The sequence below is a fragment of the Streptomyces sp. Qhu_M48 genome, assembly GCF_051305195.1.
Lineage (GTDB): Bacteria > Actinomycetota > Actinomycetes > Streptomycetales > Streptomycetaceae > Streptomyces.
In genome coordinates this window covers 4,470,962-4,495,027 of sequence record NZ_CP195432.1, presented here as the reverse complement: position 1 = coordinate 4,495,027, position 24,066 = coordinate 4,470,962, and the positions used below count along the sequence as shown (strand labels likewise).

Below are 24,066 nucleotides of genomic sequence, written 5' to 3'. Positions count from 1 at the left end.
GTAACACCGCCTTCAACAGCACCGCCTCCGGTGGCGACACCTTCCCTGGCCCTGCCTCAGGCGGTTCCGGCGGCCAGGGCCGTGGCCAGGGCCGTCGCCGGGTCGCGGTGCGGCGGACCCGCCGGGGACCAGCGAGCGCCGGACTTCAGGTACGGCCACCAGCGTCCGTCCTCCCCGAGCCGCAGCTGGGCCTCCGCACCCACCACCGTCCACCGTGCGCCCGCCCGCCGCAGTACCGGCGGCTCGTCGTCCTGCCAGGACTCCGCGAGCCGGGCACCGGCACGGGCGAGGGCCTCGGTGTCCGGCACCCACTCCTCCTCCAGTACGGCGAGTGCGGCGGCGCCCCCGAACCGCCACGCGCGCGTGGCGAGGTCCATCTCGCCCCGCGTCCGGCCCGCACCGGAGGCGAGCCGCGCCGCGATCCAGGGCACGGGGGAGTGCGCGGCGAGCCGCACCGCGTCCTGAGCGACCGTCAGCACAGCCCCCGGCCGGGAGGCAGACACAGACGGCGATCCCGGCGGAGCAGCAGACGTCGACCCGCCCGCGGCGAGCACGTCGACCAGCATCCGGCGCGCCCGCGCCGCCGCGTCCGACGCGAGGAACTCCAGCGCCGCCGGATCGACTCCCGGCCCCGGTTCCGCCTCCGTGTCCAGGGACGGTGACCGGCCCGGCGCGTCCGGGGCGGCCGGAGGCGCGGGCAGCGGCGGCAGGAGGAACTCCGCCGCGTAGGCCTCCGCCGCCGACACGCCGGGCATCCCGCCGACCCCCTCGGAGAGGTGGCCGTCCGGCGCGTCGTCCGGTCCCCCTCCGTCGCGCGCGGCGCGCGAGGCGCTGCGGGCCTGCAACTGGTCCAGCAGGGTGCGTTCGCCGCGCCCCCGCATCAGGAGCAGGACGAAGGGATCCTCGTCGAGCAACCGCGCCACCTGGTAGCAGAGCGCCGCCGTGTGCGGGCAGTGGTCCCACGCCTCGCAGCCGCACTCCGGGTCCAGATCCCCGATGCCCGGCAGCAGATCGAGTCCGGCCGCCGCTGCGTCCTCCACCAGGTGCGGCGGCATCTCGCGGTCGAGGAGCGCCGCGATGTGGCCCGCGCTGTCCACGGCGAGGTCGAGCAGCCGCTCCCACTCCTCCTCCGAGAACTCCCGCACCAGGACGTCGCTGCGGTACGCCGAGCCGTCGCGGTCCTTGACCACCGCGGTGATCCGGCCGGGCCGCACCGAAACGGCACCCACCGCGCCCGCCCGTGCGTGCCGTCGGCCCGCCTTGAGCTGCTGGCCGTCGAGTGCCGTGTCCTCCAGCGCCTTGAGCCAGGTGTGCCCCCACCAGGTCCGGGTGAAGGCCCCTCCCCGCGCGGGCGGGAGCGGCGCGAACGTCCGCTCCTCGCCCTCGTGTCCGTAGCCGCTCATCGTCCGTCCCCTCGCAGTCGTACGAGCTCCGCCAGCTCGGCGTCGGTCAGCTCGGTCAGCTCCGGCGGTGTGTCGCCGCCGGTCCCGAGGACGGTGTCCGCCAGCTCCCGCTTCCGGTCGAGCATGGTCGCGATCCGGTCCTCGATCGTGCCCTCGGCGATCAGCCGGTGCACCTGCACCGGCCGGTCCTGCCCGATCCGGTAGGCGCGGTCGGTGGCCTGCGCCTCGACGGCGGGGTTCCACCAGCGGTCGTAGTGCACGACGTGTTCCGCGCGGGTGAGGTTGAGCCCCGTGCCGGCGGCCTTCAGCGAGAGGAGGAAGACCGGTACCTCCCCGTTCTGGAAGCGGGCCACCATCGCCTCGCGTTCCGCGACGGGTGTCCCGCCGTGCAGGAACTGCGTCCGCACGCCCCGCGCGGCGAGATGCGCCTCCAGGAGCCTCGCCATCCCCACGTACTGGGTGAAGACCAGGGTGTGGGCGCCCTCGGCGAGGATCGTGTCGAGCAGTTCGTCGAGCAGCTCCAGCTTCCCCGAGCGGCCCTCGATCCTCGGTCGCTCCTCCTTGAGGTACTGGGCAGGGTGGTTGCAGATCTGCTTGAGCCCGGTCAGCAGCTTCACGACCAGACCGCGCCGCTCCATGCCGTCGGCCTCGGCGATCGCCGCCAGGGTCTCCCGTACCACCGCCTCGTAGAGACCGACCTGTTCCGGGGTCAGGGAGACGGCCCGGTCGGTCTCCGTCTTCGGCGGCAGCTCGGGCGCGATCCCCGGGTCCGACTTGCGGCGGCGCAGCAGGAAGGGGCGGACCAACGCGGCGAGTCGCGCGGCGGCGGCCGGGTCCCGGCCGCCCTCCACGGCGGCGGCGAACCGGGCCCGGAACGCGCCCAGGCTGCCGAGGAGCCCGGGCGTGGTCCAGTCGAGGATCGCCCACAGCTCGGAGAGGTTGTTCTCCACAGGCGTGCCGGAGAGTGCCACGCGCGCGCGTGCCCCGATCGTCCGCAGTTGCCTCGCCGTCGCCGAGTACGGGTTCTTGACGTGCTGCGCCTCGTCGGCGACGACGAGTCCCCAGCTCCGCGCGGCGAGTCGTGCCGCGTCGAGCCGCATGGTGCCGTAGGTGGTGAGGACGAACCCGCCGTCGGAGAGGTCCTCCAGGTCGCGGGTGGCCCCGTGGAAACGTCGCACCGGGGTGCCGGGCGCGAACTTCTCGATCTCCCGCTGCCAGTTGCCCATGAGGGAGGTCGGGCAGACGACGAGCGTGGGTCCGGCGGAGGCCGGGTCGGACTGCCGGTGCAGGTGCAGGGCGATGACCGTGATGGTCTTGCCGAGCCCCATGTCGTCGGCGAGGCAGCCACCGAGGCCGAGCGAGGTCATCCGGTGCAGCCAGTCGAGCCCGCGCAGCTGGTAGTCGCGGAGCGTCGCAGCGAGCGCCGGCGGCTGGGCGACCTCCGGGCGGCCCCGCTCGGGGTCGGCGAGCCGCTCCCGCAGACGTTCCAGCCAGCCCGTCGCCGCCACGTCGACGGGGCGACCGTCGATCTCGGTCGTCCCGGTGAGGACGGCGGAGAGGGCGTCGACCGGGGTCACCTTCCGGTCCTGGTGGGACCGGGCCCGGCGTACCTCGGCCGGGTCGACGAGCACCCAGCGGTCACGCAGCCGCACGAGGGGACGTCCGGCCTCGGCGAGCCGGTCGAGCTCGGCCCGGGTCAGCTCCTGATCGCCGACGGCGAAGCGCCAGTTGAAGCCGAGGAGGGCGTCGGCGGAGAGGAAGGAGGGCAGCGCGGAGGAGGAACGGGCGTCCTCGGCCTCCTCTGCGGTAGACCTCACCCCGGCCTCTCCGGTGGATTGCCTCACCCCGGCGGGCGGCCCCACCTCTGCGGACCGGCTTGCGTCTACCGACCCGCTCTCCTCTGTGCCGTCGTGTCCTCCGTGTGTCTCCCCGCTCACCGGGCCGATCACGGCGCTGGCGGTCATCCGGTCGGCGAGTTCACGCGGCCAGTGGACCTGGACGTCGGCCGCGGCCAAAGCCCTGCCGGCCGGGCCCAGCAGCTCCGCGACCTCCTCGTCCGCGAGTTCGACGGTGTCGGGTACGGCCGCCGTCAGCAGAGGGGCCAGCGGTGGCCAGGCGCGGGCGGCCCGCCGGAGGGCGAGGAGCGCGTCCATACGGACCCGGGGGCCGAAGGCGGCCCCGGTCCGGCCATAGCCCGACCAGACCTCCGCCGCGTCCGCCACCAGGGTCGGGTCGGCGACGGCGTGGAGTTGCAGTACCGCGCGGAAGTCAGGCGCCTCCGTCGCATCGGTGGTGAAGCCGGGCAGTTCGAGCCGGAGCGAGAGCCGGACGCCCGCGTCGTACACGGCGGCGACGTCGGCGGCCCACGCCCGTTGTTCGGGAATCGCCTGCGGTTCTTCGGCCGCGAAGGCGGGCCCGCCGGCGGCGAGCGGCGCCGCGGGGGTACGGGGCAGGGTGTCCGCGACGGCGTCGACGAAGGCGCGGAGCAACGCCTCGGGCTGCGGCAGGAGTACGGGCTCCTCATCCGCGGCCGCCGGTGAGAGCGGCACGGCATGGGCCGTGGGCGGCATCGACGCGGCGAGCGTCCGGAGTTCGGCCAGTTCCTCCGGACCGAGCGGACCGACCCGCCACGCGTCGAAGCCGCCGGGGGTGAGACCGGGCAGCAGGAGCCCGCGCGCGACGAGACCGAGGGCGAGGAGCGAGGCCGCACCCCAGAAGGCGCTCGCGGGAGACGCGGTCTCGGAGAAGGGGGCGCGGGCGAGCAGCGGCAGCGCCTCCCGTACGGAGAGCGTGGACGCGGGAACGGTCACGGGCCGCAGGCTGTCGCCGTCCACGACCGTGATCCCGACGGCGGCCGGAGCGGGCTCGTCCGCGACCGGGGTCCCGACGTCGTCCGGTGACCAGAAGGCGATCCGGCCGGAGCGGGGCGGATCCGCGGGGAGGAAGACGGCGGAGTGGAAGATGAGTTCGCGGGAGGGGTCCTGAACGGATTCGCGGTCCGAATCATCGGATCCGTGCGACAACGACAACGCATTCCTCAAATTTGACTACCTGGCGACTGAGCGGCCGAGGATACCTCGGCGGTGCCTCCGCGCGCGCCTCCTTCGCGGGTGAGCCGCATCACTTTGACGGAGGGTGGGGCCCGCCCTACCTCCCGGCCCCCGGCGCGCCCCCGAAGGGCACGGGTGGTGACGCCATGGCCCTGGACGATCACGGATCCGTAGCTTCTTGGTAGGCGCCCACAGACCCGAACCAGCACGGACCACGGACCGAACCAGCAGGGTCCAGCGACCGAACCAGCAGGGTCCAGCGACCGAACCAGCACGGTCCAGCGACCGAACCAGCACGGCCCCCGACCGACTGAGAACCGGAGCCCGCCATGTCCCAGGCCACCGTCCTGCCCCCGGCCGCCGCCCCCGCCGCGGCGCCCGCCCGCGCCAGGGGCGGCAGCGAGTTCACCCCCCTCCTGCGGACGGTCAGGGAACAGGGTCTCCTCGAACACCGCCCCGGCTGGTACGCCCGGGGCATCGCCGTCAATCTCCTGGGCATCGCCGCCGTGATCGCCGGGCTCGCCCTGATCGGACCCTCCTGGTGGGCCCTGCTCCTGGCCCTTCCCCTCGCGCTGCTCTCCGCCCGCGCCGCCTTCGTCGGCCACGACGCCGGCCACGCCCAGATCACCGGGAACCGTAAGGCCGGCCGGATCATCCAGCTCGTCCACGCCAACCTCCTGCTCGGCATGAGCCGCGAGTGGTGGAACGACAAGCACAACCGCCACCACGCGCACCCCAACCACCTCGACAAGGACCCGGACGTCGCGGCCGACATCCTCGTCTTCGCCGAACACCAGACGGCCGGCCGCGAGGGGCTGCGCGGGTTCCTCACCCGTCACCAGGCCTGGCTGTTCTTCCCGCTGACGACGCTTGAGGGCATCGCCCTCAAGGTGTACGGGGTGCGGTCCCTGCTCGCGGAGGACGGCCCGTGCCGCACCCGGCGCGAGCGGCTCGTCGAAGGCTCGCTGCTGCTCGCCCACTTCGCCGGCTACGCGGCCCTCCTGCTCACCCTCCTCACCCCGGCGCAGGCGCTCGTCTTCGCCCTCGTCCACCAGATGCTGCTCGGCCTGCACCTGGGCATGGCCTTCGCCCCCAACCACAAGGGCATGGAGCGGCCGGACGAGCACGCGGACGGCGACAGCTGGGGTCATCTGCGGCGCCAGGTGCTCACCTCGCGCAACATCCGGGGCGGCGCCCTGACCGACTGGTTCCTCGGCGGTCTCAACTACCAGGTCGAACACCACCTCTTCCCGAGCATGCCGCGCCCCCATCTGCGCCTCGCCCAGCCGGCGGTCCGGGCCCACTGCGCCGCCCTGGGGGTCCCGTACACCGAGACCGGCTTCGTGGACTCGTACCGCCAGGCGCTCGGCCATCTCCACGAGGTGGGCGCACCGCTCCGCTCCGAGCGGGCGGAGTAGGGCCGGGACGGTCCCCCCGCGCTCCGAGCGGGCCGAGTAGGGTCGGTCCCGGTCACGCGTGCGCGTCGAACGCGGAGCGGTAACACGGCAGGATCGGCCGCAGCCGGTCCGGATAGGTGTCGTACAGGCCGTCGGTGTGCGTCCCGCCCCGCACCGTGTAGTACCGGTGCATCCCGCCCCGGCCCCGCGCGTCGACCATCCGCGCGTACACGTCGGAGTCGGTGGCGATGGGCAGCAGGGTGTCCAGGTCGCCGTGGAGCGTGACGAGGGGCTTGCCGATCCGCCCGGTGAGCGCGACCTTCGCGACCGCGCGGTGCACGGACGCGGGCCGTGACGCGTAGTCGTAGGACGCGTCCGAGGCACAGGGCGCGAAGATCTGCTCGACGGTCCCGCCGGCCGTGGAGCCGGGACAGGCCGGATCGTACGAGGGGTCGAACTCGGCCCGGAAGATCTTCTGTGTCAGCCCCCAGTACGCCTGCTCGTGGTACGGCCACAGGAAGCGCGAGTCCGGCGCGAAGCCGGCCCGGACCAGGTCCTCGTCGGTGGCGAGCCCCTGTGACCGGGCGACCGTCACGGGCAGGCTCGTCAGGAGGTTGGGGCCGCGCGCGGTCCACAGCACGCCCTCCCAGTCCACGCCGCCGTCGTACAGCTCGGGCCGGTTCTCCAGCTGCCAGCGCGTCAGGTAGCCACCGTTGGAGATGCCGGTCATGTACGTGCGCTCCGGCGCCCGGCCGTAACGCTGCCGTACGGCCTTCCCGGCCGCCCGCGTCAGCTCGGTCACCCGGCGGTTCCACTCGGCGACCGCGTCGCCCGGTCTCCGTCCGTCGGTGAAGAAGTCCGGTCCGGTGTTGCCCTTGTCGGTGGCGGCGTACGCGAAGCCCCGGGCGAGGACCTGGTCGGAGATCAGCGCGTCCGTGGAGTACTGGCGCCTGGTGCCCGGAGCGCCGGTGACGACGAGCCCGCCGTTCCAGTCGTCGGGCAGCCGGATGACGAACTGCGCGTCATGGGCCCAGCCGTGGGTGGCGTTGAGGCGTGAGTCGTCGGGGAAGTAGCCGTCGATCTGGACACCCGGCACCCCCGAGGGGTTGCGGGTCCCCTTCGCGGCCAGACCCGCCTGGTCCGCCATGTCCGTGTACGGCGTGCCGGCCAGCGCGGCCGTCGTCAGGTCGTCCAGACAGGCGGACCGCTGGTGCTCGGCGCCGGGCACCCGGAGCCGGTCCTGGCGCGCGCAGTGCGCGGCGGCGGTCTCCGTGACCACGGCGGGACCGGCAGGGGCGAGGACGGTGACCCCGGTCAGCAGCGCGGCGAACAGGGAGACGCCTGGGAACAGGCGCATGGTGAACCTCCGATGGGCGAAGGGAAGGGACGGGCGCCACATCGTGCGGCGCACCCCTCCCGGCAGGCCATGTCCCGGGACCACACCTCGGGCCGTCGGCCTATGGGGAGCGTCGGAGCGCGACGGGGTCCGCCCCAGCCGTCGTCGGCGCTCCCGGCCTCCAGCCTCGTCGGCGCCCCTCCGCCGCGAGCCGTCGTCGGCGTCCCCCGGCGGAGTCACTACGCTGCGCGGGTGGACATTCCGTCGGCGGACGAGATACGCGCGATGCACCTCAGGCACGCTCCCCATGAAGAGGCGTTCGAGCTCGTCTTCACGCACTGCGAGATCGTGTGGCAGGTGGCCGAGCGGCTGATGTCACGCTCGGGCCTGGACGTCGACCCGGACCTCGTACGGGCGGGATGCCTGCTGCACGACATCGGGGTGTACCGCCTGTACGACTCCGAAGGGCGGCTCGACGGCCGGAACTACCTGCGCCACGGACTGCTGGGGCACGAGATCCTCGCGGCGGAGGGACTGCCGGAGGCCGTGTGCCGGTTCTGCTCGTGCCACACGGGGGTCGGGCTGACCAAGGAGGACGTGCTCACGCAGGGCCTGCCACTGCCTCCCGCCGACTATGTGGCGATCACCCAGGAGGAGCGGCTCGTCATGTACGCGGACAAGTTCCACAGCAAGAGCACGCCGCCGAGGTTCCTCACCCCGGACACCTATGCGGTGTCCGTGAGCCGGTTCGGCCAGGACAAGGCCGCCGCGTTCGGCGCGCTGCGCGCAGCGTTCGGAGAGCCGGAACTGGACGGGCTCGCCGCCGCGTACGGGCACGCCCTCACCTGACGCGCGCCCCCCGCTTCTCGGAGTGGGTTGCGCCGCGCGCTCTCAGGGCGGGGCGCCCCCTGCTTGCAGGGCGGGCGCCCCGTGGTTTCAGGACGGGCGTACGGCCATCGCGTCGAGGGCTTCGAGGAGGGCCGGGAGCCTCGCCCCCCGGGCCACGGGCAGTACCTCGCGCGGCAGCTCGTCGAGAAGCACGAACGCCATGTCGTCGGCCTTGGCCACCAGCGACCAGCCGGGGCCGTCCGCGCGCAGCATCCGCGCGCCTGCCTCCCCGTCCGACGCGGACCGCACCCGGCCCACCGGCGGCGGGTCATCCAGGTAGCCGCGCAGCTCGTCCAAGGCCTTCCTGACCCCGTCGTACGGGTCGTCGACGGCGGGCGCGGCCGTTGCGTCGGGAGCCGCGGGGCCGTCCGTGTACGTGCCGTCGTCGCCCACCCTGGCCCGCCAGGCGGCCCACTGGAGGGCCACCTCGTCGGCGCCCAGACGGCGCTGGGCCGGGCCCCACTCGTCGCCCGACGGCGGTACCAGCGGGGCGGGATCACCCTCCTCGGGCTCCGGGTCGTGCGGGGCCGGAACACCCGGGGCGCGGCTCATCAGGTCGAGCGGCCAGCCGGGCAGCCCGCTGACCACCGACTCCTCGTCGGGGGAGAGGTCGTAGGCCATGCCGCAGTCCCAGGAGGAGATGGCCACGGCGACCAACGACACGTCGTCGATGACGACCGTCCAGCGCGCGCCGAGCCCGTCCTGCCCGAAGACGAGCCCGTACCCGTCCGCGTACGGCTGCAGCCCCAGCGCCGCGCACGCCGCCGGGTAGTCGTCGCCGAGCACGCTCGGGAAGCGCGCGGGTGTCAGCAGCGCCGCGGTCAGCACGAACAGCGCATCGGCATCGCCTTCGGCCGCTGCCTCGGCGATCGGGTCCGTCCCAGCCACGCAGGCCTCCCCATCTGGTTGTCGGCGCACCTTAACCAGTGAGTAGGGAGACCTGTCCAGAGGTTGGCGCAGTGACCTGTATCGCCGTGCGGATGCGGGTGCGGAAGAGGAAGGGGAGACGGATGGGAGGCGAGGCGGGGGCCGGTGTCGATGCCGGCCCCGGGTCCCGACACCTGTCCCGGTCCGGATGCCTGTCCCGGGTCCGGGTCCGGAAGCCTACGCGTCTCCCGTGGGGCGCCTCGCCGGGTCCTCCCGGAGACCGAGGAGCGAGCGGGCCACGGCACTCGGCGACTCGTTCCGCTCCCGGGCGAGGGTGAGGAGAGCCCGACAGGCCAGTTCGTTGACGCCGAACGACAGCATCCCGGGGGAGACCCGGCTCGCCGCCTCCTCCGCCCGGGCCGGGTCGTTCTCGGCGCACGCGGCCACGTACTCCGCCGCCGCCTCGAAGAGGTTGTGTCCCTGCCGGGCGCGTGGGGGCGCCGGAGCGGCGGCCTCGGACGCCTTCCGGGCGGAGGGCAGGAGCTTGCGCAGTCGTTCCGGTACCCGTGTCACGCTCCACCGCCCTTCCCGGGCAGGACTGCCCGGTACATCCACGGTAGTCAGTGAAGTGCCGGGAAAGAAGGGTGCGTTGACCACAGAGGGGGGAGCGCGGGAATACGGACGTGTCGGTGTGGATCAATCCCGGAGGGGCGGGGTGGCCGTCCGCAGGAGGGGGAGGTTCTTCTCGACGGCTCGCTTCCAGGAGCCGTCGGAGATCATCTTGTCGAGTGCCTTCTGGACCTTGCCCTCCATCGCGCTGCCCTTCGGGACCCCGATGCCGTAGGGCTCCTCGCTGACGCGGAAGCCCGCGAGCTTGAACCTGCCCTTGTACCCGTCCTGCGCCGCGTAGCCGGCGAGGAGCGCGTCGTCGGTGGTGACGGCGTCGACGGTGCCCGAGGCGAGCGCGTCGATGCAGCGCGCGTGACTGTCGTACGTCACGACCTCCGCCTGGGGAGCGAGCCTCGTACGGATCGCCAGCACGCCGGTGGTTCCGGTGGCCCCGCAGACCTTCTTGCCGTTGAGATCGGCCGGGTTCCTGACGGAGGTGTCACCGGCCGCCAGCAGGACGTCCTGGTGAGCCGTGAAGTAGGGGCCGGCGAAGCCGACCCTCGTCTTCCGCTGCGAGGTCATCGTGTACGTGGCCACGACGAGGTCGACATCGCCGTTGGCCAGGAGCGCCTCACGGGTGGAGCTCCGGACCTCCTTCCAGGCGATGTCGGCGGGGCCGTGGCCGAGTGCGCGGGCGAGGTAGGTCGCCACGTCCACGTCGAGCCCCGTGTACGTGCCGTCCGGCCTCTTCCAGCCGAGACCGGGCTGGTCGGACTTGACCCCGATGGTGATCTTGATTCCGTTTCCGGTCGGGGGCGGGGCGGACGCGGCGGTGGAGGAGGAGGGGCTCCGGCCGCCGGGCTTTCCGGCGGTGCGGTCCCCGGTGCCGTCGTCCTTCGCGCCACCGAGCGGAAGGAGGTTCCAAAGGAGCACGCCGCTCAGCACGACGGCGCCCGCCGCTCCCGCGTACACCGCGGCGTGCCGTCTCCGCGCCGTGGGCGGCCGGGTCGGGACCGGGGGGACGGCGCCGAAGGTGGCGGTGGCGGTGTCGGCGGTGGGTGAAGGGGAGGCTGGGGCGGGGACCGGTGAAGCCTCACCGTGAAGTCGAGGGTGAGGGTGGGGCTGAGGTGGAGGAAGAGGCCGGGGCCCGGCGTCCTGGACGGGGCCCTGGGCCTGGGCCGCTTGCTGGGCCTGTCCCGCATCCTGGGCCAGTGCCTGGTCTTGAACTCGGCGCGGGTCTTGAGCTCGGCTCCGGTCTTGAGCCCGGCGCGGGTCTTGAGCCCGGCCCGGGCCTTGGGCCGGTACCTGGTCCTGAACCCTGCCCTGGTCCCGTGGATCGGCCCGGAGCTGGCCCTGAACCTGCCCCGGAGCCTTCGCCGCCCGGACTTCGGCCTCGGCGAGCAGGCGGTCCAGCGCCTCGCCGTCGGGCCGTGCCGCCGGGTCCCGTACCAGCACGTCCGTCAGCACCCCCGTCAGCGGGCCGGCGCGGCGCGGCGCCGGTACGTCCTCACCCAGCACCGCCGCGAGGGTGGCGAGCGTGTTGGCCCGGCGCAGTGGGTGGTGCCCCTCCACCGCGACGTACAGGGTCATCGCGAGCGACCAGAGGTCGGCGGCCGGTCCGCCCTCCTCGCCGGCGACGCGTTCGGGCGCCATGTAGTCGGGCGTGCCGATGATCGAGCCGGCGGCGGTGAGGGCAGTGGCCCCGTGGATCGCCGCGATGCCGAAGTCGGTGAGGACCGGACGTCCGTCGGGCCGCAGCAGGACGTTCGCGGGCTTGATGTCCCGGTGCTGGATGCCCGTCGCGTGGGCGGCCCGAAGGCCCGCGAGGATCCCGCGCCCCAGGGTGGCCGCCTCGCCCGCCGTGAGGGTGCCCCGGGCGAGCCGGTCGTGGAGCGAGCCCCCGGAGACCAGTTCCATGACGAGCCACGGGTACGTGCCCTCGCCGCCGTCCACGATGTGATAGATCGTCACCACCTGCGGGTGGGCCACGCGGGCGAGTGCGCGTGCCTCGCGCAGAACCCGGATGCGGAGTTCGCGGGCGCCCTCGGGGTCGTACTCGGCCAGTGCCGGGTCGGGCGGGCGTACCTCCTTGAGGGCCACCTCACGGTGGAGTGCCAGGTCCCGCGCTCTCCACACGGTTCCCATGCCGCCCCCGCCGAGCCGAGCCACCAGCTCGAACCGACCGTCGATCACCCGTGCCACCCACAGCCCCCTCACCCCGACGCGGTCCCTGGCAGGACGTCATGAGCCCTGCGGCGTCGGACCGTCGACCCCGCCCCGACTCTGCCACATCCGGCCGAGGGGGCGAGCCGGATCGTGAAGAGGGCCTCAGCCACCCGCCTCAGCCCTCGCGTACCGCCATGGCCAGGTAGCGCGTGTCCTCGTCGACGTAACCGACGAGCCTCCACCCTGCCTCGGCGAGCACGAGGCGCAGCCGGGGTTCGGCCCGCAGGTCGTCCGGGGTGATCTGGCGGCCGTGGCGTGCCGCGAGGGCGGCCCGGCCGATCGGGTGGAAGAGCGCGAGCCGGCCGCCCGGCCGTACGACACGGGCGAGTTCGCGCAGACCGGTGACGGGTTCCGCGAGGTGGGAGATGAGCCCGGCCCCGAAGACGGCGTCGAGCGCGCCGTCGTGCACCGGGAGGCGTCCGACGTCGGCGAGCAGCAGCGTCGCGGTGCCGTCCGGACCGCCGCGTCCTGCCCTGACGGCCTGTTCGAGCATCTCCGGGGTGAGATCGGCGCCGAGCACGGTGCCGCTCGGGCCGACGGCGGCACGGAGCGGAGGGAGCGCGCGGCCGGTCCCGCAGCCGGCGTCGAGTACCGCGTCGCCCGGCCGCAGGCCGAGCTCGTGGACGGCGGCCGCGTACGCGGGACCGTCGTCGGGGAACCGGCTGTCCCAGTCGGCGGCGCGAGCGCCGAAGAACTCTCGGACATGCGTGGGGTCATCGCTCATGCGCTCATGATCGCTTACCCGCGGGGGTGAACGACCTTCCCCGGAGGGGTGAACGATCTGTGTGCACGTTCGAGCCCGGCGTGATCGTTCGGGATCAGCTCTCTGTCATATTCCATCAGCTTTCGAAATGCGCCCCTTGTGCGCCCCCTGATGCGCACTAGCGTCCCTGAGCCATGGGACACCTGGACCACGCCACCTTCGGCTGGCTGACACCTGCACTGTCGTACGCGATGGCCTGCGTCGGCGCCGCCCTCGGGCTGCGCTGCACCGTACGCGCCCTCGACGCGACCGGCCGCTCACGGCGGAACTGGTTGCTCACGGCGGCCTCCGCGATCGGCACCGGCATCTGGACGATGCACTTCGTGGCGATGCTCGGCTTCGGGGTGACCGGCACCGACATCCGGTACGACGTACCGCTCACCATGATCAGCCTCGTCATCGCCATGGCCGTCGTCGGCGCCGGTGTGTTCGTCGTCGGCTACGGGCGCGACCGGGTCCGTTCGCTCCTGACCGGCGGTCTGACCACGGGCGTCGGCGTGGCGAGCATGCACTACACGGGCATGGCCGCCCTCCGGCTCCACGGCGAGGTCAGGTACGACCCCGTACTCGTCGGGGTCTCGGTGCTGATCGCCGTCGTCGCCGCCACGGCGGCCCTGTGGGCCGCCCTCAACATCCACTCAACGGTGGCCGTGACCGTCGCCTCGCTCGTGATGGGCGCGGCCGTCAGCAGCATGCACTACACCGGAATGCTCGCGGTGACGGTGGACGTCGTCCCGTCCGGCGCCGCCCTCCCCGGGGCCACCGTCATGCAGTTCATCTTCCCGCTCGCGGTCGGCCTCGGCTCCTACCTCTTCATCACCTCGGCCTTCGTCGCCCTCTCCCCGACGGCCAGGGAACGGGCCGCGTACGCCTCCGCCGGGCGCCTCACCGAGCCGGACGAGCGCGCGGTGGACGTCGCACCCCCCGGCTTTCGCGCCGCCGGGACCGCCCGTACTCCCATCAGCTGAGCCGCACGCGAAGCGAGACACGCACGAACCGATCCGCACGCCGACCGGACCCCCGACGCCGCCCCGCCCCTTCACGCCCACCGCACCTCTGACGCGAACCCCACCCCCGACGCGAGCCGGACCCTCGCACGCCGACCGAACGCACTCCTCCTGCCCCACCCCCTCGCAGGACCCACGCACCGAGAACAGTCGCAGCCGGAACGAGGAGGCCATGCGAACTCCCCGCAAGACCCAGGACGCCGAGGCGACGCGGCCGGCGGCCGCGCGCGGGCGGCGCGCGCACGCCGGGCCGCCCGCCGACGAACCGGGGGAGCACACCCCCGAGGCCGCTCCGACCGCAGGACACCGCTCCACCTCCACGGCGCCGCCGACGCCGACGGCGGACGGCGCCCGCCGTCGCCGCCCGCCGCGTCACGGGCTGCGACCCCGCACCGTCCGCGCGAAGATCGTCTCCCTCCTGATGGTCCCCGTCGTCTCGCTCCTCGCACTGTGGGGCTTCGCCACCGTCACCACCGCCCAGGACGTCGCGCGGCTCCGCCAGCTCCAGCGTGTCGACGCCGGGATCCGCGAGCCCGTGACGGCCGCCCTCGCCGCGCTCCAGGCCGAACGGCGCGCGGCCGTACGGCAGGTCGCCGCCCCCGGCACCGGTCGGGCCACCGAGCTCAAGGACCGGATGCGCCGCACGGACGCCGCCGTCGACCGACTCCGGCTGGACGACACCCACACCGTCGGCGACGCCGGGGACCTGCCCGGCGACGTCGGCGACCGGGTGAGCGCGTTCGTCGGCAGGGTCGAGAGCCTCGCCCGACTCCGTACCGCCGCCGTCGACGGGCGGGCCGACTGGGACCAGGTGTACGAGGAGTACACCGCCGCGGTCTCCACGGCCTTCGCCGTCGGTGGCGCCCTCACCGGCATCCAGGACGCCCCGCAGGGGTCCGACGCGCGCGTACTCCTGGAATTCGGCTGGGCCGGCGAGATGCTGTCCCGCGAGGACGCCCTCCTCACCTCCGCCCACCTCACCGGCCGTCTCACCGCCGAGCGGCTGCGCGCCTTCTCGGGCGCCGTCGAGACCCGGCGCACTCTTGTCGCCTCGGCCACCGCGGACCTGCCCGCCGCCGACCGGGCCGCATGGACCCGGCTCACCGCCGGCGGTGACCACACCAGGCTCACCCGCGCGGAGGAGAAGATCGGCGCCGCGAGCCCCGGCCGCCCCGCCGCCCAGGCGGTCACCTCCGCCGACTGGGACGCCACACTCGCCGCCGTACGGAACGGACTCACCGCGATCGAGACCGACGCCCGCGCCGCGGCGGCCGACCGCGCCGACCCCTTCGCCGGCGGGGTCCTCAGCGCGGGCGGCGCGGCGGTGGTCCTCGGCCTCGCGGCCGTCGCCGCCTCCCTCGTCATCTCCGTGCGCATCGGCCGCGGCCTCGTCGTCGAACTCGTCAGCCTCCGCAACACGGCCCTCGGCATCGCGCGCGGCAAACTCCCCGCGGCCATGCGCCGACTGCGCGCCGGCGAGGAGATCGACGTCCACGCCGAGGCCCCGCCGCGAGCGGTCTCCCAGGACGAGATCGGCCAGGTCGGCGACGCCCTCACGACCGTCCACCGCGCGGCTCTCTCCGCAGCCGTCGAACGCGCCGAACTCGCCAGCGGCATCTCCGGCGTCTTCGTCAACCTCGCCCGCCGCAGCCAGGTCCTCGTCCACCGCCAGCTCAACCTCCTGGACAGCATGGAACGGCGCGCCGACGACCCCGACGAACTCGGCGACCTCTTCCGGCTCGACCACCTCACCACCCGGATGCGGCGCCACGCCGAGAGCCTCATCATCCTGTCGGGCGCCGCTCCCGGCCGTGCCTGGCGCATGCCCGTCCCGCTCACCAACGTCGTCCGCGCCGCCGTCTCCGAAATCGAGGACTACGCGCGCGTGGAGGTCCGCCGGCTCCCCGAGACGGCCGTCGTCGGCGGCGCCGTCGCCGACCTCACCCACCTCCTGGCCGAACTCATCGAGAACGCGGCCCAGTTCTCCCCGCCCCACACCAAGGTGCGCGTCAGCGGCGAACCCGTCGGCAACGGGTACGCCCTGGAGATCGAGGACCGGGGACTCGGCATGGGCCGGGAGACCCTCACCGAGGCCAACGCCCGCATCGCCCAGTCCGAGGCCCTCGACCTCTTCGACAGCGACCGGCTGGGCCTCTTCGTGGTCAGCCGGCTCTCCTCCCGCCACGACATCAAGGTGCAGCTGCGGACCTCTCCGTACGGCGGCACGACGGCCGTCGTCCTGCTGCCGACCGATCTGCTGCAGGGCGCGCTGCCGCCCGGCCGCGGAGCCGACACACCCCCCGCGGGGACCCCGCAGGCGCGTGGTCCGCGTGCTTCCGTCTCTGGCACGGGCGGGCCCGGCGCCGACGACCGGCGCGGTCGCGGTGAACAGCCGACGGCCGACCGCCTCGTCGCCTACACCCGTACGGACGAGGCGCGCGCCGCACGCGAACGTGAGGAGGCGCACCACGCCGAGGCCCGCCGTTTCGGCGGGTCCCAGGGACCCCGCCCTCCGGGCCGCACCGGACCGCCCGCCCCCGGCGCCCACACACTCACCGGTGGCGCTCCGGCCGGGCCCGTCCCGTCCCCCCGCCGGACCGCCCCGCAGGCTCCGGCCGACGCGCGGCCGGGCATCCCGCCCGAGGAGGCGCACGGCCCTCGACCGCCGGTCCCGCCGCAGGCCCCACCGGGCTCCCGCCCGCAGTCCCTGCCGCGCCCGACGGCTGTGTCCGCGCTCGCGGCGCCGCAGCGGTCCGGGCCTCCGCCCGCCGGCGTCACCGAACTGCGCCGCCGCGGACCCTCCGTACCGCCACCGGCACGCGAACAGCGACCCGGCGATCCGGCCGGCCCCGGCGGCCCCGCGGGCCACGGCGATCCGGAGGACGAGCTGCCCCGACGCGTACGGCAGGCGAGTCTGGTCCCGCAGCTGCGGGAGGCACCCGCCCCGGCGCCGGTGTTCGTACCGTCCGCGCCCGGCACGGACGCCCGCACCCCGGAGCAGGTACGGGACCGGATGGCGGCCTACCAGGACGGCTGGCAGCGGGGCGGCGGCGCCGTCCCCGGCGCCCGACGCCCTCTCGGCACCGGCCACGACCTCGGCACCGGCCAGGCCCACGGCTCCGGCCACGTCGCAGGCGCAGGCACCGGCTCCGGTACCGGCACCGGCCAGGGCCAAGGCACCGGACCTGGCACGACTCCCCCCGACGACCACCGTTCTGAAGGAGACCACGCATGATCGACCACGAGAGGATCTCTCATCACCGATCCGGCGAACTCGACTGGCTCCTCGACGACCTCGTCACGCGGGTCCGGGAGGTCCGCCACACCGTGGTGCTCTCCAACGACGGACTCGCCGTAGGGGCCTCCAGCGGACTCAGCCGCGAGGACGCCGAGCACCTGGCCGCCATCGCGTCCGGCTTCCACAGCCTCGCCAAGGGCGCCGGGCGCCAGTTCCACACCGGCGGAGTCCGCCAGACGATGGTCGAGATGGACGACGGATTCCTCTTCGTCGCCGCGGCGGGCGACGGTTCCTGCCTCGCGGTCCTCAGCTCCGTGAGCGCGGACATCGGCCTCATCGCCTACGAGATGGCCCGCCTCGTCAAGCGTGTCGGCGAGCACCTGCACACCCCGCCGCGGCTCACGGTGACCCCGCCGGCCGCCGGCTGACCCGGAGAGACCCATGAACGAGGACAGCACCGGCGGCGGCCCGTCCGTACCGGGCAGCCAGTGGTACGACGCCGACGCCGGGCCGCTCGTACGCCCCTACGCGATGACCGGCGGACGGACCAAGCCGGGGCCCAGCAACGTCCGGTTCGACCTCATCGCGCTCGTCGTCGTCGACGACGACCCGCCGGGGCCGGCCGAGGAGTCCCTCCTCGGTCCCGAGCACCGGTCCCTGCTCAGCCTGTGCCGGGCCGAGACGCAGTCGGTGGCCGAACTCTCCGCCGACGCCGACCTGCCCGTCGGCGTCGTCCGGGTCCTCCTCGGCGACCTCCTCGAATCGGGCTTCGTACGCGTCAGCAGGCCCGTGCCGCCCGCTCAGCTCCCTGACGAAAGAATCCTGAGGGAAGTAATCGATGGCCTACGAGCGCTCTGAGAACACCGGCGACGGCGACGGCGCGGACACCACCGCCCTCGCCCTGAAGATCCTGGTCGCCGGTGGATTCGGCGTGGGCAAGACCACCCTCGTCGGCGCGGTCAGCGAGATCCGGCCGCTGCGCACCGAGGAACGGCTGAGCCGCGCCGGGGAGTCGGTCGACGACACCGGGGGAGTCGACCAGAAGACCACCACGACCGTCGCCATGGACTTCGGCCGCATCACGATCCGCTCCGGACTCTCCCTCTACCTGTTCGGGACGCCCGGCCAGGACCGGTTCTGGTTCCTGTGGGACGAGCTCTCCCAGGGCGCCCTGGGAGCCGTCGTCCTCGCCGACACCCGACGGCTCGAGGACTGCTTCCCGGCGGTCGACTACTTCGAACACCGGAAGATCCCCTTCGTGGTGGCCGTCAACTGCTTCACGGGCGCGCGTACCTACGGCGCGGCCGATGTCTCCCGCGCGCTGGACCTGGACCGGGGCACGCCCGTCGTGCTCTGCGACGCGCGTGATCGCGACTCCGGGAAGGAGGTGTTGATCCGTCTGGTCGAGTACGCCGGGCGGATGCACACCGCCCGTCTCCTGGACACGGTCGGCTGAGCGGCCCGGCCGCGCCCTCGTGGTGACGGCCGCGCCCTCGTGGTCGCGGCCGTGGTCTCAGTCGGCGACGCCGCCCTCGGCGATCACCTTGTGGATGCGTACCCGGACGAGGAGTTCGCCCGGGACCGCGTTCCGCGACCCGAACTCCTCCGCCCGGTCCTCGCCCATGTACCGGGCGCCGAGACGGCCGGCCCAGTGGCGCAACTGCGCGGGATCCTCGCTGAGTTCTGCCCGGCCGCTGAGCGCGACGAAGGCGAACGGCGGGGTGTCGTCGTCGACGCACAGGGACACCCGGCCGTCGCGGGCGAGGTTGCGACCCTTCACCGTTCCCTTGCCCGTGGTGAAGACGAACGTGTCGCCGTCGAGGAGGAACCAGATCGGCACGACGTGCGGACTGCCGTCGTCGCGCACGGTCGCCAGCTTGCCCGTACGGGTTCCCGCGGACACGAAGGTCCGCCACTCATCATCGGTCATCCTCGTCATGCCCCCATCGTGCGGCACACGCGGGCGAGGTGCAGTGCTTGCCCTGTTCACGACAGTGCGTAAGGCTTGCGGCGATACGGCGGACCACGGCGGCACGGACACCACGGAAGTCCGGACCGACGGGGACGCACCACCCAGGGGGAGGACCACTGATGGCGTTGGACAAGGGACTGGACTGGCTTCTCGACGACCTGACCCACCGGGTCGGGTTCATCCGGCACGCGCTCGTGCTCTCGAACGACGGACTGGTGACGGGCGCGAGCAGCGGACTCGCACGCGAGGACGCCGAACATCTCGCGGCGGTCTCCTCCGGACTCCACAGTCTCGCCCGGGGATCGGGCCGGCACTTCCGGGCCGGCAGGGCGCGGCAGACGATGGTGGAGTTCGACGATGCGCTGCTCTTCGTGACGGCCGCGGGCGAGGGCAGCTGCCTGTGCGTCCTGAGCGCGGCGGAGGCGGACGTCGGTCAGGTGGCGTACGAGATGACGCTCCTGGTCAACCGTGTCGGCGAGCACCTCGGCGTGGAGGCGCGGCAGCCCGGGTTTCCTGGCGGCGGCGTTCTCTGACGGCGCGGTGACGTCGTGGCCGACGCCCTGAGGGCGTTGTCCACAGGCGGTTGTCCACAGGCCACACGCAATCCGTCACTCTGCGTTACGTTCTTGGTGTGGGTCCGAGGGATCCACGGCACGCAGAGAACATGACGTACGGGGGAGGGCCGTGGGATGACGGTGGACGAAGGGGCGCGCACGGTGACACCGGGGAGGGCGGCGCAGGAACTGGAGCTGGGACGCGACGAGTTCCGGCTCGCTCTCCAGCTCGGCCTGGTGCGGACGGTGCCGGTGGGGGAGGGCGGGCGGCGGCGGGTCGAGCAGGGAGAGCTCGACCGGCTCAGGGCCGCGCCGGACTTTCCCGCCGGTCTGCGCGACCGGGTGCGCGCGGTCGGCACCGGGGAGGCCGCCGCTCTCCTGGAGATCACCCCGGAGCGTTTCACCCGGCTCGCGCGGACGGGCCATCTCAGCCCGGTGCGCTTCTCTCTCAACCGCTACCGGGCGGTGGTGTGGACCTATCTCGCGGAGGACGTCGCCGAGTTCGGCCTCGCCTGCCCGGCCCTGCTCGCCGGCCGACTGCCACGGGAACTCCGCGAACGCCTCGCCGCGCACGAGGACCGGAGGCCCCGGAACTGGCGGGCCCGCAGGCTCGGCGTGCTGCTCAGGGCCTCGACCGATCCCTGGGCGCGTGCCGCCGCCATCGCCTCCCTGCTCGATCCATTCCAGGTCGCCGAGGTCGTCGACGACCCGTTCGAGCGCGCTCACCTCGACCGGCTGCGCCCACCACCACCGCCGGGGATGCCGGTGCGGGCGACGGCGCACGACATCGCCGAGCGCCTCACGCGGGCCGACGACCCGGACGAGATCCTCTGGCACCGGCTGAGCCTGGCCCTCGCCGTGGACGAGGCCCGGGCGGAACGGTCGGCGCCGTACCCGGGCGGCGGCGGAGCCCTTACGTCGCCCCGGCCGCCCGTCCTGACGATGGCGCCCGTGCCGTCCGTCTCACCCGTGCGGCGGCAGAGGACCGCGCTTCCCGCAGCACCGGTGCCGCTCGGTGCGGCGGCGCCGCCGCCGTGGGGCGGCGGCGAACCGGAGGCCTCGCCGCCGCCCCAGCTGCCCCCGGTGCCATCTGCGCCTCCTGTGCCTCCGGCGGTGCCGCTCCCGGAGGAGCGATCGCAGGGGACCGGGCGTCCACCGGCACGTTCGGGCCGCACCAGACTGCTGGACCGGTTCCGCCGCCGGGGGACGCCGTCGGAAGGCGGGCGCGCGAAGGGGCGGAGGCACCCGGTCTCCTGGCCCTGAGACTGATGTGCCTGCCACCGTCGGCCCCGACGCTGACGTGCCTGACCCTGACGGGCCTGCCACCGTCGGCCATGACCCCGCGGACCCTGGCACCGCGGACCCCGACCCCGCGGACCCTGACGCCGAAGCGTCGTCGGGGTGCGGCGGGGGACGGGTGTGGGGAGGATGGGCCCATGCTGCTCGCCCGTGTCGCCGAGGTGTCCCGGGAGGTGGCCGCGACCTCCGCGCGTTCGCGCAAGATCGGCCTCCTCGCCGAGTTGTTCGTGGAGGCCGATCCCGAGGAGAGCCCCCTCGTCATCGCGTACCTCTCGGGACGGCTCCCGCAGGGGCGCATCGGGGTCGGGTGGAGCGTCCTCAAGGAGGTGGCCCCTCCCGCCGTCCCGCCCACTGAACAGCCGGCGCTGACGCTCGGGCGGGCTGACGAGGTGATGACGGAGCTCGCCGCCGTGTCCGGCGCCGGCTCCCGGGCCGGGCGGACCCGGCTCGTCCACGCCCTGTTCGCCGCCGCAACCCATGACGAGCAGCAGTTCCTGCTGCGGCTGCTCACCGGGGAGGTGCGCCAGGGCGCCCTGGACGCCGTCGCCCTGGAAGGCGTCGCCAGGGCCGCCGCGGTGCCCGCGGGGGAGCTGCGCCGCGCCGTGATGCTCGAAGGGGCGTTGCCACCGGTCGCGCAGGCCGTCCTGGCGGACGGCGCCGCCGCGCTGCAGCGCTTCACCCTCCGGGTCGGCAATCCCGTGCAGCCCATGCTGGCGCACACCGCCGCCTCCGTCACCGATGCGATCGCCGCCCTCGGGCCCTGTGTGGTGGAGGAGAAGCTCGACGGCATCCGCATCCAGGTGCATCGGCAGGGGGACGAGGTCCGTGTCCACACGCGTTCGCTCGACGACATCACCGGCCGGCTCCCCGAGGTGGTCGCCACCGCCCGCTCCGTTCCGGCCGACGCGTTCATCCTGGACGGCGAGGTGATCGCCCTCGATCCGGGTACCGGTCGTCCCGTGTCGTTCCAGTCGATCGCCTCCCGGGTCGGCTCCCGCACGGATGTGGCCGGTGCGCGTGCCACCCTTCCCCTCACACCGGTCTTCTTCGACGTTCTCGCGGTCGACGGAGTGGGCCTGATCGACCGGCCGGGCCGGGAGCGGCACGAGGTCCTGGCCCGGCTGCTCCCCGAGTCCCAGCGCGTCCGACGGATGGTGGTCACCGATCCCGCCGATGCCGCGCAGGGTGGGGCCGCCGAGCGGTTCTTCACCGACACGCTGGCCCGGGGGCACGAAGGTGTCCTGGTCAAGGCGGTGGACGCGCCCTACGTGGCCGGCCGCAGAGGGCGGACGTGGCTGAAGGTGAAGCCCGTGCACACCGTCGACCTCGTCGTTCTCGCCGTCGAGCGGGGCCACGGGCGCAGGACCGGCCTGCTGTCCAACCTCCACCTCGGCGCGCGCACCGCCGAAGGCGGCTTCGCCATGCTCGGCAAGACCTTCAAGGGGCTCACCGACGAGATGCTGCGGTGGCAGAGCGAGCGGCTCGGCGAACTGGCCGTTGAGGACGACGGATTCACCGTGCGGGTACGGCCCGAACTCGTCGTCGAGATCGCCTACGACGGACTCCAGGCCTCGACGCGCTACCCGGCCGGCGTCACCCTCCGCTTCGCCCGTGTCGTACGCCACCGCCCCGACAAGTCGGCCGCGGACGCCGCCACCGTCGAGGAGATCATCGGCGGTGGCTGAGGGGGCCACGGGGGGAGTGGCGGGTTCTCGCGGGTCTTCGCGTACCTTCGCGCGCGTCAGCGGCCTCCGTGGGCCGACGCGGGGTCTCTGAGTCGGACGCGGGATCTCTGAGCCCGACGCGGGGCCCCGGGCCTCGCGGGACGACGCCCCGAGAGGGATGCTGGAGACGTGGCCCACGAGCGCCGGCACGACGAGGCGGGGGCACCGCGAGCGACCGGCGGGCCGCGAGGAGATGAGCGACGTGTACGACTTGCACATCGACACCGACGTCACCGTGCAGCTCAGTGACTGCTGCCGTGAGGACGCCCAGGCCGTCTTCGACGTCCTCGACGGTGTCTACCAGCTGGAGGACATGGGAACCCCGAGCCCGCAGGCGGCCACGGGGCCTTCCCCCACGGTCTGGACGGCCACCTTCGACACGGCGGGCGGACGCCACCAGGAGGTGCGTCCCACACCGCTGACCTCCCCGGTCGGCGCCACGCTCACCGGCGGCTACCGTGCCGTCGACGAGGTCGAGAAGGTGCTCGCCGCCGGCTTCGACATCCAGTCCCTGCAGTCCGTCTCCGGTGACCAGGAGACCGAGGCCCGGCTGCTGCTCGCCTCCCGCTGAGCGGGAGGCGCGAACCCCCCGGACGGAGCGGACGGGCGCCGTCCGGGGTCGACGTGTGCCCGTGAACGGTCGAAGGACCCCGCCGACACCCCCGGTATACACCGTATGTAGAGTGCTTGATCGGCCCTGAGTAACGCCCTGACCAGGCGATTTCCGGCCGTATCGAAGACACCACCGGGGAAAGCGGGTTCCACCATGTTCCGATCCAGGCTGGGCCGACGCAGGAGTAAGGCCACTGTCCTGCTCGCCGCGGCGTCGCTGATGCTGGCCCTCGGCGGTTGCGGAGTCGACACCGTCACCCCGCAGGACGCCCGGGGGGAGGGCGGATCGGACGACAAGGCGGGTGGTACCGCCCGTCGGGTCGACTGCGCCAAGGTCAAGTGCATCGCCCTTACCTTCGACGCGGGGCCGGGCAAGGACACTCCCCGGCTCCTGGACATCCTCAAGGAGAAGCAGGTCCCCGCCACCTTCTTCCTGCTCGGCAGCAAGCACGTCGACCGCTACCCCCAGGTCGTCAAGCGCATAGCCGACGAGGGGCACGAGGTCGCCAACCACACCTGGACGCACCGGATCCTCACCGACCTCGACGAGGCGGAGGTCCGCGACGAGCTGTCCCGCACCCAGGACGCCGTCGAGAGGATCACGGGCCGGAAGCCCACCCTCATGCGCCCGCCGCAGGGCCGCACCGACGGCACGGTGTCGGACGTCAGCCGGGAGCTCGGACTCGCGCAGGTCCTGTGGAGCATCACGGCCAAGGATTACTCCACCACCGACTCGGACCTCATACGGCAGCGCGTGCTCGACCAGGCGCACGGGGACGGGATCATCCTGCTCCACGACATATACGACGGCACGGTCCCGGCCGTTCCCCCGATCATCGACGAGCTGAAGCGGCGGGGCTACACCTTCGTGACGGTGCCGGAACTCCTCGCCCCGGGCAAGGCGGAGCCGGGCGCCGTCTACCGCCCCGAGAAGGACTGACAAGACCTGCCGAAACCGGGTGAGGTGACTCACAGCGCCCAGGCGGGAAGGCTCGGAACATTCGGGAAAGGTCCGCCGTTCTTACCTATGTGACTGCGAAGTGGCCCGGTCCCCAAGGTCCCCCCCAGAGGTGACCGCCCTTCGCGTCACGGCGATCGGCCCCGGTTGGAATCCCCCGTCC

General features: G+C 73.6%; 20 protein-coding genes. 12 read left to right on the top strand and 8 right to left on the bottom strand.

The window, feature by feature from the left end:
- Positions 1–56: 56 nt before the first annotated feature.
- Together ACRRSS_RS20405 and ACRRSS_RS20400 are read right to left on the bottom strand one after the other, a co-directional pair.
- Positions 57–1,403 carry an SWF or SNF family helicase gene (locus tag ACRRSS_RS20405; protein WP_435972550.1) on the bottom strand — a complete coding sequence of 449 codons (1,347 nt, stop codon included), beginning with the start codon at positions 1,401–1,403 and terminating at the stop codon, positions 57–59.
- Positions 1,400–4,426, bottom strand: a complete 3,027-nt coding sequence (locus tag ACRRSS_RS20400) for a DEAD/DEAH box helicase (RefSeq protein WP_435972549.1) — start codon at positions 4,424–4,426, stop codon at positions 1,400–1,402. Before ACRRSS_RS20400 ends, ACRRSS_RS20405 begins: the two co-directional genes overlap by 4 nt.
- Before the next feature lie 356 nt (positions 4,427–4,782).
- Here ACRRSS_RS20400 and ACRRSS_RS20395 point away from each other — a divergent pair, with 356 nt between their 5' ends.
- Positions 4,783–5,871, top strand: coding sequence for an acyl-CoA desaturase (locus ACRRSS_RS20395; protein WP_435972548.1), 1,089 nt, complete (start codon positions 4,783–4,785; stop codon positions 5,869–5,871).
- Positions 5,872–5,923: 52 nt separating this feature from the next.
- Here ACRRSS_RS20395 and ACRRSS_RS20390 read toward each other — a convergent pair whose 3' ends face one another.
- Positions 5,924–7,207, bottom strand: a complete 1,284-nt coding sequence (locus ACRRSS_RS20390; RefSeq protein ID WP_435972547.1) for a tannase/feruloyl esterase family alpha/beta hydrolase — start codon at positions 7,205–7,207, stop codon at positions 5,924–5,926.
- Between the two features lie 231 nt (positions 7,208–7,438).
- Here ACRRSS_RS20390 and ACRRSS_RS20385 point away from each other — a divergent pair, with 231 nt between their 5' ends.
- Positions 7,439–8,035 (top strand): HD domain-containing protein, encoded by a 597-nt coding sequence (locus ACRRSS_RS20385; protein ID WP_435972546.1) that lies wholly within the window; start codon positions 7,439–7,441, stop codon positions 8,033–8,035.
- Positions 8,036–8,122: 87 nt separating this feature from the next.
- Here the strand turns inward: ACRRSS_RS20385 and ACRRSS_RS20380 are convergent, their stop codons facing one another.
- The 4 genes from ACRRSS_RS20380 to ACRRSS_RS20365 form a co-directional block, all read right to left on the bottom strand.
- The gene (locus ACRRSS_RS20380; RefSeq protein WP_435972545.1) at positions 8,123–8,962 is read right to left on the bottom strand and encodes a hypothetical protein; all 840 of its coding nucleotides are present in this window, start codon (positions 8,960–8,962) and stop codon (positions 8,123–8,125) included.
- A gap of 216 nt (positions 8,963–9,178) precedes the next feature.
- Entirely contained in the window at positions 9,179–9,514 is a 336-nt protein-coding gene (locus ACRRSS_RS20375; RefSeq protein WP_435972544.1) for a hypothetical protein, read from the bottom strand.
- Positions 9,515–9,637: 123 nt separating this feature from the next.
- Complete coding sequence (locus tag ACRRSS_RS20370; protein ID WP_435972543.1) at positions 9,638–11,752, bottom strand: bifunctional serine/threonine-protein kinase/glutamate ABC transporter substrate-binding protein; 2,115 nt, start codon at positions 11,750–11,752, stop codon at positions 9,638–9,640.
- A 139-nt stretch (positions 11,753–11,891) separates the two neighbouring features.
- Complete coding sequence (locus ACRRSS_RS20365) at positions 11,892–12,500, bottom strand: class I SAM-dependent methyltransferase (protein WP_435972542.1); 609 nt, start codon at positions 12,498–12,500, stop codon at positions 11,892–11,894.
- A 173-nt stretch (positions 12,501–12,673) separates the two neighbouring features.
- Here ACRRSS_RS20365 and ACRRSS_RS20360 point away from each other — a divergent pair, with 173 nt between their 5' ends.
- The 5 genes from ACRRSS_RS20360 to ACRRSS_RS20340 all read left to right on the top strand — a co-directional run bounded on the left by ACRRSS_RS20360 (position 12,674) and on the right by ACRRSS_RS20340 (position 18,240).
- Positions 12,674–13,507, top strand: coding sequence for an MHYT domain-containing protein (locus ACRRSS_RS20360; RefSeq protein ID WP_435972541.1), 834 nt, complete (start codon positions 12,674–12,676; stop codon positions 13,505–13,507).
- 211 nt (positions 13,508–13,718) lie between these two features.
- The gene (locus ACRRSS_RS20355) at positions 13,719–16,781 is read left to right on the top strand and encodes a nitrate- and nitrite sensing domain-containing protein (RefSeq protein ID WP_435972540.1); all 3,063 of its coding nucleotides are present in this window, start codon (positions 13,719–13,721) and stop codon (positions 16,779–16,781) included.
- Positions 16,778–17,212 carry a roadblock/LC7 domain-containing protein gene (locus ACRRSS_RS20350; RefSeq protein WP_389681690.1) on the top strand — a complete coding sequence of 145 codons (435 nt, stop codon included), beginning with the start codon at positions 16,778–16,780 and terminating at the stop codon, positions 17,210–17,212. The genes ACRRSS_RS20355 and ACRRSS_RS20350 overlap by 4 nt, the downstream gene beginning before the upstream one ends.
- A 13-nt stretch (positions 17,213–17,225) precedes the next feature.
- A complete protein-coding gene (locus ACRRSS_RS20345; protein ID WP_435972539.1) occupies positions 17,226–17,642 on the top strand; it encodes a DUF742 domain-containing protein in 417 nt (138 codons plus the stop codon).
- Positions 17,623–18,240, top strand: a complete 618-nt coding sequence (locus tag ACRRSS_RS20340; RefSeq protein ID WP_351904942.1) for a GTP-binding protein — start codon at positions 17,623–17,625, stop codon at positions 18,238–18,240. Before ACRRSS_RS20345 ends, ACRRSS_RS20340 begins: the two co-directional genes overlap by 20 nt.
- Before the next feature lie 57 nt (positions 18,241–18,297).
- Here the strand turns inward: ACRRSS_RS20340 and ACRRSS_RS20335 are convergent, their stop codons facing one another.
- A complete protein-coding gene (locus tag ACRRSS_RS20335) occupies positions 18,298–18,723 on the bottom strand; it encodes a PPOX class F420-dependent oxidoreductase (RefSeq protein ID WP_435972538.1) in 426 nt (141 codons plus the stop codon).
- 152 nt (positions 18,724–18,875) lie between these two features.
- Between ACRRSS_RS20335 and ACRRSS_RS20330 the strand changes: the two genes are divergently transcribed.
- The 5 genes from ACRRSS_RS20330 (at position 18,876) to ACRRSS_RS20310 (ending at position 23,885) form a co-directional block, all read left to right on the top strand.
- A complete protein-coding gene (locus ACRRSS_RS20330; RefSeq protein ID WP_435972537.1) occupies positions 18,876–19,289 on the top strand; it encodes a roadblock/LC7 domain-containing protein in 414 nt (137 codons plus the stop codon).
- A 156-nt stretch (positions 19,290–19,445) separates the two neighbouring features.
- Complete coding sequence (locus ACRRSS_RS20325) at positions 19,446–20,573, top strand: DUF6397 family protein (protein ID WP_435972536.1); 1,128 nt, start codon at positions 19,446–19,448, stop codon at positions 20,571–20,573.
- Positions 20,574–20,746: 173 nt separating this feature from the next.
- Complete coding sequence (locus ACRRSS_RS20320) at positions 20,747–22,294, top strand: ATP-dependent DNA ligase (protein ID WP_435972535.1); 1,548 nt, start codon at positions 20,747–20,749, stop codon at positions 22,292–22,294.
- A 232-nt stretch (positions 22,295–22,526) separates the two neighbouring features.
- On the top strand, positions 22,527–22,904 hold the full coding sequence (locus ACRRSS_RS20315; RefSeq protein WP_435972534.1) for a hypothetical protein: 378 nt from the start codon (positions 22,527–22,529) through the stop codon (positions 22,902–22,904).
- A gap of 195 nt (positions 22,905–23,099) precedes the next feature.
- Positions 23,100–23,885: a polysaccharide deacetylase family protein gene (locus tag ACRRSS_RS20310; RefSeq protein WP_435972533.1), complete on the top strand. Its 786-nt coding sequence runs from the start codon at positions 23,100–23,102 to the stop codon at positions 23,883–23,885.
- Positions 23,886–24,066 lie beyond the last annotated feature (181 nt).